The sequence below is a fragment of the Streptomyces liangshanensis genome (assembly GCF_011694815.1).
GTDB classification, from domain to species: Bacteria; Actinomycetota; Actinomycetes; order Streptomycetales; family Streptomycetaceae; genus Streptomyces; species Streptomyces liangshanensis.
In genome coordinates this window covers 2,220,276-2,232,594 of record NZ_CP050177.1, presented here as the reverse complement: position 1 = coordinate 2,232,594, position 12,319 = coordinate 2,220,276, and the positions used below count along the sequence as shown (strand labels likewise).

The 12,319-nt window shown below is 71.3% G+C and carries 6 protein-coding genes and 1 pseudogene; 6 read left to right on the top strand and 1 reads right to left on the bottom strand.

Features of this window, described 5'->3' with window-relative positions; all coding sequences use genetic code 11:
* Positions 1–315: 315 nt before the first annotated feature.
* Positions 316–1,932: a citramalate synthase gene (cimA, locus tag HA039_RS09400; protein ID WP_167026600.1), complete on the top strand. Its 1,617-nt coding sequence runs from the start codon at positions 316–318 to the stop codon at positions 1,930–1,932.
* Between the two features lie 135 nt (positions 1,933–2,067).
* On the opposite strand, the gene HA039_RS09395 is transcribed toward cimA, so the two are convergent.
* On the bottom strand, positions 2,068–3,957 hold the full coding sequence (locus tag HA039_RS09395) for a ricin-type beta-trefoil lectin domain protein (protein WP_167026598.1): 1,890 nt from the start codon (positions 3,955–3,957) through the stop codon (positions 2,068–2,070).
* 286 nt (positions 3,958–4,243) lie between these two features.
* Here HA039_RS09395 and HA039_RS09390 point away from each other — a divergent pair, with 286 nt between their 5' ends.
* From HA039_RS09390 to HA039_RS09370, 5 genes and pseudogenes are all read left to right on the top strand, one after another.
* Positions 4,244–5,221 carry a LacI family DNA-binding transcriptional regulator gene (locus HA039_RS09390; RefSeq protein ID WP_167026596.1) on the top strand — a complete coding sequence of 326 codons (978 nt, stop codon included), beginning with the start codon at positions 4,244–4,246 and terminating at the stop codon, positions 5,219–5,221.
* 77 nt (positions 5,222–5,298) lie between these two features.
* Positions 5,299–5,469, top strand: a pseudogene (locus HA039_RS09385) (family 1 glycosylhydrolase); the annotation flags it as partial.
* A 187-nt stretch (positions 5,470–5,656) separates the two neighbouring features.
* Positions 5,657–7,552, top strand: a complete 1,896-nt coding sequence (locus HA039_RS09380; RefSeq protein WP_167026593.1) for a discoidin domain-containing protein — start codon at positions 5,657–5,659, stop codon at positions 7,550–7,552.
* A gap of 122 nt (positions 7,553–7,674) precedes the next feature.
* A complete protein-coding gene (locus HA039_RS09375) occupies positions 7,675–10,761 on the top strand; it encodes a glycoside hydrolase family 3 protein (protein ID WP_167026590.1) in 3,087 nt (1,028 codons plus the stop codon).
* A gap of 106 nt (positions 10,762–10,867) precedes the next feature.
* Positions 10,868–12,232 (top strand): hypothetical protein, encoded by a 1,365-nt coding sequence (locus HA039_RS09370; RefSeq protein ID WP_167026587.1) that lies wholly within the window; start codon positions 10,868–10,870, stop codon positions 12,230–12,232.
* Positions 12,233–12,319 lie beyond the last annotated feature (87 nt).

Sequence of the window (12,319 nt, the reverse complement as noted above, 5' to 3'; positions counted from 1 at the left end):
GTGCGGGCCCCGGTACGCTGGTGACCCGGAGGTCACCGACCGCATCGTGAGACAGGGGCTTCCCAAAGTGACCGGACGTGCGAAAATCGGGTCGTGCTCTCGTTCGTCATGATTATTGGCAGCAAGTGCGCCGGTCCGCAGTGACCGCCCCGTAGACCCGTACGGCGCGGACATCGAGCCTCGGACCCGCGCGCAGACCTCTCGCATCCGCGAGGGGTTTTTTCGTTTTCCGGCCCTACCCCGGCCGGAGACGGGCCGCGCGTGGTGACGGGGGCAGGTGGAGCCAGACCATCCACTCAACAGGAGCAGGACACCATGACCACAGAGTCCACGGGGCCCTCGGGGAACGACGACGGCTTCCATGTCTTCGACACGACGCTGCGCGACGGCGCGCAGCGTGAGGGCATCAACCTGACGGTCGCCGACAAGCTGTCCATCGCGCGGTACCTGGACGAATTCGGCGTGGGCTTCATCGAGGGGGGCTGGCCGGGGGCCAACCCCCGGGACACCGAGTTCTTCGCCCGCGCCCAGCAGGAGATCGACTTCCAGCACGCCCAGCTCGTCGCCTTCGGCTCCACCCGGCGCCCCGGCGCGAAGGCCTCGGAGGACCCGCAGGTCAAGGCCCTCGTGGAGTCCGGTGCCCCGGTGGTCACCCTGGTCGCCAAGTCCCACGACCGCCATGTCGAGCTGGCACTGCGCACCACCCTGGACGAGAACCTCGCGATGATCCGCGACACCGTCTCGTACCTGCGCGAGCAGGGCCGCCGCGTCTTCGTCGACTGCGAGCACTTCTTCGACGGCTACCGCGCCAACCCCGAGTACGCCAAGTCCGTCGTACGGGCCGCCGCCGAGGCCGGCGCCGACGTGGTGGTCCTCTGCGACACGAACGGCGGCATGCTGCCCGCGCAGATCCAGGCCGTCGTCACCACCGTCCTCGCCGACACCGGCGCCCGGCTCGGCATCCACGCCCAGGACGACACGGGGTGCGCCGTCGCCAACACCCTCGCCGCGGTCGACGCGGGCGCCACGCACGTCCAGTGCACGGCCAACGGGTACGGCGAGCGGGTCGGCAACGCCAACCTCTTCCCGGTCGTCGCCGCCCTGGAGCTCAAGTACGACCAGCGGGTACTGCCCCCGGGCGCGCTGGCCGAGATGACCCGGATCTCGCACGCCATCGCCGAGGTCGTCAACCTGGTCCCCTCCACCCACCAGCCGTACGTCGGGGTGTCGGCCTTCGCGCACAAGGCGGGGCTGCACGCCTCCGCGATCAAGGTCGACCCCGACCTGTACCAGCACATCGCCCCCGAGCTGGTCGGCAACAGCATGCGCATGCTGGTCTCCGACATGGCCGGCCGCGCCTCCATCGAGCTCAAGGGCAAGGAGCTGGGCGTCGACCTCGGCGGCGACCGCGACCTGGTCGCGCGGGTGGTCGGCCGGGTCAAGGAGCGCGAACTCAAGGGGTACACGTACGAGGCCGCGGACGCCTCCTTCGAGCTGCTGCTGCGCGAGGAGGCCGAGGGGAAGCCGCGCGTCTACTTCCGTACGGAGTCCTGGCGGGCGATCGTCGAGGACCGCCCCGACGGCACCCACGCCAACGAGGCCACCGTGAAGATCTGGGCGAAGGGCGAGCGGATCGTCGCCACCGCGGAGGGGAACGGCCCGGTCAACGCCCTGGACCGGGCGATGCGGGTGGGGCTCGAACGGATCTACCCGCAGCTCGCCAAGTTCCAGCTGGTGGACTACAAGGTCCGCATCCTGGAGGGCAAGCACGGCACGGACTCCACCACCCGGGTGCTGGTCACCACGTCGGACGGCACGGGCGAGTGGTCCACGGTCGGCGTCGCCGAGAACGTCATCGCGGCGTCCTGGCAGGCGCTGGAGGACGCGTACACGTACGGTCTGCTGCGGGCCGGGGCCGAGCCGGCGGAGTGACGTGACCCGGGGAGCGTCCCGGGGAGTGACCCGGAACGACGCCGGACGGGCTGCTGGCAGCCCGTCCGGCGTTTCCGTTCCCGTTTTCGCTTCTTCGTTCCGCCTACGCCAGGGGATCCCGGCGATCCGGTCCGGCTACTGGAGGCGCCACTTCTGGTTGGCGGCCCCGGTGCAGGTCCAGATCTGCGCGCGGGCCCCGTTCGCCGACGAGTTGCCCGTCACGTCGAGGCACTTGTTCGCCCCGAGGTTGACGATGTCGCCGGATCCGGAGTTGTACGTGAACTGCTGGGCCGTGGAGCCGTTGCAGTCGTAGAGCTGCACCTTCGCCCCGTCGGCCGTGGAGGCCGCCGTCACGTCCAGGCACTTGCCGAGCGTCCGGATCGTGTTGTCGGTGCCGACGGTCCAGTTCTGGGCCGCCGAGCCGTTGCAGTCGTAGAGCTGCACGGCGGTGCCGTTGGCGCTCGAACCGGCCGCCGCGTCCAGGCACTTGCCGGCGAGGCCGCGCAGGGTGCCGGTCGAACCGGTGCCGCCCCCGCCGCCCGCCTGGGTGCCCGACCAGGTGAACGTGGCCGAGGTCTTGCCGGGCAGCGAGTAACTGAAGTTCTGGCCGCCCCAGTTGACCCGCAGGGTCTGCGCGCCGGTGCCGTCGTTGTACGCGATCAGCGCCTTGGAGCCGTCGGTGTTGCGCCAGGCCACGTTCGGGACGGTGCCACTGGCGGTGGACGCGATGCGCGAGGCACCCGGCTTCACGAACTTGGTCAGGTGGCCCATCGTGTAGTACTCGATGTTGTAGTCGACCTGGCCGTGTCGGCTGTCCCCGTTGTGGACCGTGATCAGACCGTCGCAGGTGCCGCAACCACCGTTGTGGGGACCACGGTTCTGGTCCACCGCGAGGGACCACTTGGTCACCGACTTCGCCCAGTTACGGGTGTAGTCGATGATGTTGTTCATGTCCTCGCGCTGCTGGTTGGCGATCCACGTGCCACCGGAGTGCTCGGTCTGGAACGCGTCCATCGTCGGGTACTGGTTGTGCACGGTGGTCTGCTTGGCGATGTCGCCGCCGTAGCCGTGCCAGGCGACCCCGCCGAAGTTCGGGTGGTTGCGGACGGCCGGGTCGTTCACGGTCTCCGCGGCGTACGCGTCGTACGTGTCCCAGTTCCAGTCGTGCGCCAGCACCTTGGTGGGCAGGCCGGCCGCCTGGAGCTTGGGCAGCAGGTTGCTCTTGGTGAAGAACGCCAGGCCCGAGCCGTTCCAGCTCATCGACGGGTAGCTGGAGCAGCACGTCGGCTCGTTCTGCGCCGTGACGTAGTCGATCGGGATGCCCTGGTCGCGGTACGCCTGGAGGTACTTGACGAAGTAGTCGGCGTACGTGCCGTAGTTCTCCGCCTTCAGCCAGCCGCCGTTGAGCTGCCCGTTGTCCTTCATCCAGGCCGGGGCGGTCCAGGGCGACGCCACGTTGGTCATGGCCGGGTTGAGCTGCTTCGCCTGCTTGGTCAGCGGCAGCACCGCCCGCAGGTCGTGGGCGATCGAGAACCGCGACAGGGTGGGGTCCGTCTGGCCCGCCGGCAGGTCGTCGTACGTGTAGCCGAAGCGGGCGAGGTCCGAGCCGCCGATCGGGTTCCGGTTGAAGGAGAGCCCGATGCCGTCGGTGGGGGAGAAGAGCTTCCTCATCGTGGCGTCGAGGGTCGCCTGCGAGAGCGCGCCGCTCTCCTTCATCAGGTACGCGGCGGTGTCCGTGAAGGACGCGCCGCCGCCCGTGAAGGTCTGGTAGCGGGTGTTCTCGTCGACGGACACGTTCGTACCGCTGCCGCCGTTGCCCGACTGGAAGTTGACGGGAGTCTGCTGCTGGAGCCCGCGGGTGACGACCCGGCCCCCGGCGTCGCTCGTCGTCGTCAGATAGATGTTGACCTGCTCGCCCGCGGCCTGGGCCGGCCCGGCGGACAGGCCGGTCAGCCCGGCCGTGGCCAGGGCGCCCGCGAGGAGGACCCTCGTGAGACGCCGTCCTTGAGCACTCGATCTCGCCATGTGACTGCTGCCCTTCTCGGCACAGAGGTGGGGGGTTACGCGATGGTGCCTGCGGCGTGAGTGAACTGCTGTTACGAACTCCCGTCAAGAGTCCGCGCATTCACAACCTGAACGCATAACTCCCTTGGCCCGCTACTGGCCTGCTATGCACCAAAGGTGCGGACCAATCTCGACGTGAAGTATTGACGGCAGTGTTGCCTCCCGGTTAACTCACCGCCCAACGCCCGGTACCGGTTCCGGAAGCGGTTGCGGTACCGGTTCCACACCTCGACGCGGAGGCGCCCCGATGCGTGTCACGATCGCCGACGTCGCCCGCCAGGCGGGCGTCAGCAAGACGACCGTGTCCCGGGTCATCAACACCAAGGGCGAGGTCGACGGCGGTACGGCGGCCCGCGTCCGCGCGGTCATCGCCCGGCTCGGGTACGTACCCAGCTCGGGCGCCGTCGGACTGGCCCGGGGGAGCAGCCGTACGGTCGGCATGCTGGTGCCCTCGCTGACCTGGCCGTGGATGGGCGAGGTGCTCCAGGGGGTCGTCGACACCGTGGAGGCCGCCGGGTACGGGCTGCTGCTCTTCACCTGCAACCGGGGTGCGGAATCGGTTCAGCGGTTCACCACCCAGGTCTCGGCCCGCGCCTTCGACGGACTGCTCGTCGTCGAACCGGAGAACACCCTCGACACCATCGTCGGCCTGCACCACCAGGGTCTGCCCGTCGTCCTGATCGACGACCGCGGCGCCCACCCCGAGGACTTCCCCTCGGTCGTGACCACCAACTTCGAGGGCGGCGCGTCCGCGGCCCGCCATCTGCTGGCCGACGGACGCACCAAGCCGCTGGTCATCACGGGACCCGCCCACTTCGGGTGCGTACGGGAGCGGCTCGCCGGCTTCCGGCACGTCCTGCCCACCGACCGGGTCGTGGTGGGCGACTTCACGGAGCTGTCGGGGCGGCTCGCGGTGGAGAAACTCCTGCACGCCCGGGTCGAGTTCGACGCGGTGTTCGCGCACAACGACATCAGCGCGGCCGGCGCCCTGCGGGCCCTGCGGGCCGCCGGGCGGAGCGTCCCCGACGACATCGCCGTGGTCGGCTTCGACAACATCCCGATGGCCCGGCACACCGAGCCCCCGCTGACGACCGTCCGCCAGCCCGCCCGCGAGATGGGCGAGACGGCGGCGCGGATGCTGCTGGAGCACCTCGGCGGGGCGGCCGCCCCCGACGAACCGGTCGTCCTGCCCACCGAACTCGTCGTCCGGCAGTCGGCGCCCTAGGCACCGCCTCGCACGCCTCGCACCCCCTCGCACGGCACGCACCGGTCCGCCCGACCTCGCAGCTTTCTGGAGACGTCATGTCCGCACACCGCAAGCCCCGGGCCCCGGGCGCCGCCACCGCCGTGGCGGTCCCCGGCCTGCCCGCGGGCTTCCGCCGGACCGTCGCCACCCCCGCCGACCAGATCGAGGGAGCGGCTGCCGACGACGGCAGGACCCCCTCGGTCTGGGACACCTTCCGCCGGGCTCCGCGGGACGCGGAGCTGATCGCGGCCCCCGCGTACGACGCCGGGGCGCACGCCCCCGGCAGCCGCCTCTGAAGGACAGCGCCACGTGGTACCGCGACACGATCGGCCGTACCCGGGCCGCCCGGCGGTAGCACGCCCCACCGCACCGCACCGCACTGCCACCCGCACTCCCCCCACCTCGGAGGCAACGATGCCCTCGCGCACCACACTCCTCGCCACCACCGCCGCACTGGTGGCCCTCTCCGCACCGCTCGCCTTCGCCGCGCCCCCGGCCGCGCCCGGGGCGGCCCCCGCGAAGGCCGCCGCGGTGGCCGCCGCGCCCTGGAACGCCGACCAGGCCGCCGCCTCCTACGCGATCAGCCCCGCCCGGGTCACCGCCTCCGGCAGCGAGAACCCCGGCGTCGGCCCCGGCAACGCCTTCGACGGCAACGCCGGCACCCGCTGGGGCAGCGAGTTCGCCGACAACGCCTGGATCCAGGTCGACCTGGGCAGCACCCTGCGCGTCAACCAGGTCAAGCTGGAATGGGAGGCCGCGTACGGCAAGCAGTACGTCCTCGAAGTCTCCAAGGACGGCACCAACTGGACCACCTTCTACACCGAGAACGACGGCACCGGCGGCACCGTCACCGCCCACACCTACCCCCAGGAGGTCACCGGCCGGTACGTCCGGCTGCGCGGCGTCCAGCGCGCCACCGCCTGGGGCTACTCCCTCTTCTCCTTCCAGGTGTACGGCGGTGAGCCGGCGCCCGCCTCCACCACCCGCACCAACCTCGCCCTGAACCACCCCGCGTACGGCAACCTCTACCAGCACGCGGGCAATTCACCGGCCTACGTGACCGACGGCGGCTGGCCCGCCGACCTCAAGGCCGACCAGACCCGCTGGGCGAGCGACTGGAACGCGGACCGCTGGGTCGGCGTCGACCTGGGCGCCTCGTCCCGTATCGAAGCGGTCGACCTGTACTGGGAGGCGGCCTACGCCGTCGACTACGAACTCCAGGTCTCCGACGACAACCGCACCTGGCGCACCGTCTACCGGCCCTCGGCCGCCGAGGTCGCCGCCCGCCGCGCCGACGTCAAGGCCCCGGGGGAGGCGGCCGGGCGGCGCGACACCATCACCCTGCCGACCCCGGCGACCGGCCGCTACGTACGGATGCTGGGCAAGGAGCGCCGCTCGTTCTACAACCCGGCGCCCGCCACCGCCCAATTCGGCTACTCGCTCTACGAGTTCCAGGTGTGGGGGACCGGCGGCAACGCCAACGCGGCCTACCCCGCCCTGCCGAAGAACTCCACCGGCGCCTACCGGACCACCTTCTTCGACGACTTCACCGGCTCCGGGCTCGACCGCAACAAGTGGCGCGTGGTGCGCACCGGCCAGGAGATGGGCTCGGTCAACGGCGAGTCCCAGGCGTACGTGGACTCGGCGAACAACATCCGTACGGAGAACGGCACTCTGGTCCTGGAGTCCAAGTACTGCAAGGCGTGCACGACCGTACCGGGCGGCGGGACCTACGACTTCACCTCGGGCCGCATCGACACCAACACCAAGTTCGACTTCACCTACGGCAAGGTGAGCGCCCGTCTGAAGCTCCCCGTCGGCGACGGGTTCTGGCCGGCGTTCTGGCTGCTCGGAAGTGATGTGGACAACCCGTCGGTGTCCTGGCCCGGTTCGGGCGAGACCGACATCATGGAGAACATCGGCTACGGCGACTGGACGAGCACCGCGTTGCACGGACCCGGTTACTCTGCCGACGGCAACATCGGCAGGACCCAGACCTTCCCGGGAGGCGGCCGCGTCGACCAGTGGCACACGTACGCCGTCGAGTGGCAGCCGGAAGGCATGCGCTTCACCGTCGACGACCGTGTGGTGCAGGAGACCTCCCGGCAGAAGCTGGAATCGACCCGCGGCAAGTGGGTCTTCGACCACAACCAGTACGTGATCCTCAACCTCGCTCTGGGCGGCGCCTATCCGGCCGGCTGGAACAAGGTGACCCAGCCCTACTGGGGCCTCCCGCAGTCGAGCGTCGACCGCGTCGCGCAAGGCGGCGTCAAGGCCGAGGTGGACTGGGTGAGGGTCGAACAGAAGTAGGCCGTCCCTTCCGGCCTCAGGCCGTCCGGCGCGCGGGGGTGTGACACCCCCGCGCGCCGGACGGCCCGCACCACCCCGGTGGCACCAGAGTCACCGGGAGCACCAGGGACACGAGGAGCACCATGCAAGGCATACGAGTCAGACCGAGACCCGGCACCAGGACGGCGACGCTGCTCGCGGCCGCCGTCCTGGCGGGGCTGCTGCCCCTCGCGGGCACCGCGTCGTCCGCCACCGCGGCGGACGACCCGGCCCCCGTCGCCGTCGACCGCTTCGAGGGCGAGATCCCGTTCGCGAGCCCGCCCGCGGAGGGCATCTTCACCTGGGGCGGCGACGCCGACGACCCGCCGACGCTGAGCTTCGCGGACCGCGCCGACGCCCCCGAGGGCGCCAAGGTCCTCGAAGGCAGCTACAACGTCAGCGGGTACGGCGGGTTCAGCCACGACTTCGCGTTCGACAAGCCGTCCCACGACTGGTCGGCCCACCGGGGCATCCGCTTCTGGTGGTACGGCCAGAACACCGCGCCGCTGCCCCCCGGCTCCGGCAAGCGGATCGCCTTCGAGATCAAGGACGGCGGCGCCAACGGCGAGGCCTCCGAGCTCTGGAACACGTCCTTCACCGACGACTGGGAGGGGTGGCACCTGGTCGAGATCCCCTTCGCGGACTTCCAGTACCGCACCGACTACCAGCCCGTCGGCGGCATCGACCACGTCCTCGGCCTGACCGAGATGTGGGGCTACGCCTTCACCATGCCCACCGGCGCACCCGGCCGGTTCGCCCTGGACGGCGTGGAGTTGTACGGCAAGGCCGACCCGAGCCTCAAGGCGAGCGTCGTCACCGACGCGGCGGTGTACCCGGTCAAGGAGGGCGCCACCGCCAAGGTCAAGGTCTCGGTCGCCACCACCGGCTCCGTGCCGGTCGAGGAGCCCGTCACCGTCGACTACACCACCGAGGGCGGCACCGCCGAGGCGGGCAAGGACTACACGCCCGTCTCCGGCACGGTCACCTTCCCGGCCGGCAGCGCGTCGGGCACCTCGAAGACCGTCGAGATCCCGACCCTCAAGGACCGCGCCGGCGAGAGCGCGGAGACCGTACCGCTGAAGCTCACCGTCACCGGTGCCAAGGCCCCCGTCGAGAACCCGCAGGTCGTCGTGGACGCCCACGGGCTGCCGTACCTCGACGCGAAGCTCCCCGTGAAGAAGCGCGTCGCCGACCTGGTCGCGCGCATGTCCCTCGCGGAGAAGGCCGGCCAGATGACCCAGGCCGAGCGCAACGCGCTCACGGCCCAGGGCGACATCGCCACCTACGACCTCGGCTCGCTGCTCTCCGGCGGCGGCTCCGTGCCGACGCCCAACACCCCCGCCGCCTGGTCGAAGATGGTCGACGCCTTCCAGCTGAGGGCCCAGGCCACCCGCTACCAGATCCCGCTGATCTACGGCGTGGACGCGGTGCACGGCCACAACAACGTCGTCGGCGCGACGATCATGCCGCACAACATCGGCCTCGGGGCGACCCGTGACCCGGCGCTGGCGGAGAAGACCGGCGCGGTCACGGCCAACGAGGTGCGCGCCACCGGCGTCCCGTGGGACTTCGCGCCCTGCGTCTGCGTCGGCAGGGACGAGCGCTGGGGCCGTACGTACGAGACCTTCGGCGAGGACCCCGCGCTGGTCACCTCCATGGACACGGTCGTCAACGGCATGCAGGGCGCCGCGTCCGGCAGTGACCTCGACCGCAACGACAAGGTGCTGGCCACGGCCAAGCACTTCGTCGGCGACGGCGGCACCGAGTACGGCTCGTCCACGACCGGCTCGTACACCGTGGACCAGGGCGTCACCAAGGTCACCCGCAAGGAGCTGGAGGACGTCCACCTCGCGCCGTTCAAGGACGCCGTGAAGCGGGGCGTGGGCACGGTCATGCCCTCGTACTCCTCGCTGGACATCACCGACGACACCCTGCCGCCGGTCAAGATGCACGCCGACGGCGCGATGATCAACGGTGAGCTCAAGGACAAGATGGGCTTCAAGGGCTTCGTCATCAGCGACTGGCAGGCGATCGACCAGATCCCCGGCGACTACGCGAGCGACGTCCGGACGTCCGTCAACGCCGGGCTCGACATGATCATGGTCCCGACGCAGTACAAGACCTTCACCCAGACCCTCCAGGCGGAGGTCACGGCCGGCCGGATCAGCCAGGCCAGGATCGACGACGCGGTCTCCCGCATCCTGGAGCAGAAGTTCAAGCTCGGCCTCTTCGAGAAGCCGTACGCCGACACCACGAACCAGGCCGCCATCGGCTCGGCCGCGCACCGCGCGGTCGCCCGCCAGGCGGCCGCCGAGTCGCAGGTGCTGCTGAAGAACGACGGCGCGGTCCTGCCGCTCAAGCCGTCGCAGAAGGTGTACGTGGCCGGCTCCAACGCCGACGACCTCGGCAACCAGGCGGGCGGCTGGACCATCAGCTGGCAGGGCGCCTCCGGCAAGACCACCACGGGCACCACCATCCTGGAGGGCATGAGGAAGGCGGCCCCGGACGCCACCCTCACGTACTCGAAGACCGCCACCGAGCCCACCGCCGGTTACGACGTCGGTGTGGTCGTCGTCGGCGAGAGGCCGTACGCGGAAGGCATCGGTGACGTCGGCAACGGCCACGACCTGGCGCTGAGCGCCGAGGACAAGAAGGCCGTCGACACCGTCTGCGCCGCCATGAAGTGCGCCGTCCTGATCGTTTCGGGCCGCCCGCAGCTCATCGGCGACCAGCTCGGCGACATCGACGCGCTCGTGGCGTCCTGGCTGCCGGGCACGGAGGGCGACGGCGTCGCCGACGTCCTCTACGGCAAGCGGGCCTTCACCGGTCAGCTCCCGCTGACCTGGCCCAAGTCGGTCGAGTCGCTGCCGATCAACGTCGGTGACGCGTCCTACGACCCGCAGTACCCGTACGGCTGGGGCCTGACGACCCTCACGGCGCCCCCCAAGGGCGGCCAGGTCACGCTCGCCGCGATCGGGCTCGCGGCGAAGATCCTCCAGCAGACCGGGCTCGGCAAGTCCGCGCAGGGCAAGGAACTGGTCGGCCAGGCCAGGCTCCTCGTCCAGCAGAAGATCGGCCAGTCCGTCACGGCCGCCTCGGCGAAGCCCTTCGCCGAGGCCGACCACCTGCTGCTCACCGGTGACCTCGCCGGTGCGGTGGCGAAGCTGACGGCGGCGTACAAGGCCGCCTGACCGCCGCGGAACCCCTGAGGGGCGGGGCACCCGAGCCGGCGGGCTCGGGTGCCCCGCCCCTTTTCCGCTTTCTGCCACCTTGGTGCGATTCGGGTAGCTTCGAGGTATGAGGACCAGGCTCTTCACCGCGCTGTCCGGACTGCTGCTCGCCTCGGCCGCCGCCCTCGCGGGCGCGCCGGCCACGGAGGCGGCCGGGAGGGCCACCGGCCCCGGGACCGTCGCGGACGCCCTCAGGAAGAACCCGGTGTACGTGGACCCCCGCGCCACCGGACAGCTGTCACTGCCGCAGGCCGACGCCCTCGCGAAGAAGATCAGGGACGCGGACAAGCCGCTCTTCGTCGCCGTACTGCCGCAGAACGCGCAGTTCCCGGCCGACAGCGTGCTCCGCGCGATCCGCGCCGAGACGGGCGTGACCGGCCTCTACGCGGTGCGGCTCGGCGACGGCTTCAACGCGGGCGCCGACCCGTCCGTGCTGTCGGAGCGCGCGGTCCGCAACCTCACGGACGCGGTCAAGGTGGGCTCCCCGGACGCCGTGACCGAGCTGAACGACTTCGTGGACCGGGCCCTGCCCCAGACGCGCGGCCACGCCCCCGACTCCTGGGGCTCCACCGCCAACGGCGACGGCAACGACGGGACCGAGGGGCTGATCGCGCTCGGCGGGCTCGTGGTGGTGGGCGGCGGCGCGGCCTACGCCGTGACGAGCCGGAACCGGCGCAGGCGGGCCGAGCGGCAGCGGGAGGCCCTGGAGAAGCTCCGGGTGGTCGTGGACGAGGACATCACGGCCTTCGGCGAGGAGCTGGACCGGCTCGACTTCCACCCGGCGGAGGCCGGCGCGGACGAATCGATGCGCACGGATTATGAACGCTCCCTCGACGCGTACGAGAAGGCGAAGTCCCTGATGGGGTCGGCGCGGCGGCCGGAGGACGTGCGGGAGGTGACCGAGGCGCTGGAGGACGGCCGCTACTGCCTGGCGATGCTGGACGCGCGCCGCACGGGCACCCCGCTCCCGGAGCGGCGTTCCCCCTGCTTCTTCGACCCGCGCCACGGGCCCTCGGTGGCCGACGCGCGGTGGGCGCCGCCGGGCGGGGTGGCCAGGGACGTGCCGGTCTGCGCCGCGGACCGCGCCCGGCTGGCGGACGGCGAGGACCCGGGGGTCCGCCAGGTCGGCACGGAACAGGGCCCCCGGCCCTACTGGGACGCGGGACCCGCCTACGGGCCCTGGGCGGGCGGGTACTTCGGTGGCGGGCTGCTGCCGGGACTGCTGGCCGGCACGCTGCTCGGCACGGTCATCGCCTCGCCCGGGTACGCGGCGGACTACGGCGGCGGTGACTACACGGGCGGTGACGCCACCGGCTCCGAGGGCGGTGACACGTCGGGCTCGGACTTCGACCCGGGTGACTTCGGGGGCGGCGGCTTCGGCGGGGGAGGGGACGGGGGTGGCGGCGGGTTCGACGGCGGGGGCGGCTTCTAGGTCCTGGTGGGACCCGGGCCGTACCGAGGGCGGTGCCTCGCCCCCGCCGGTCGCGTACCGACGCCTGTCCTTGGCCCCTCGGGGCAC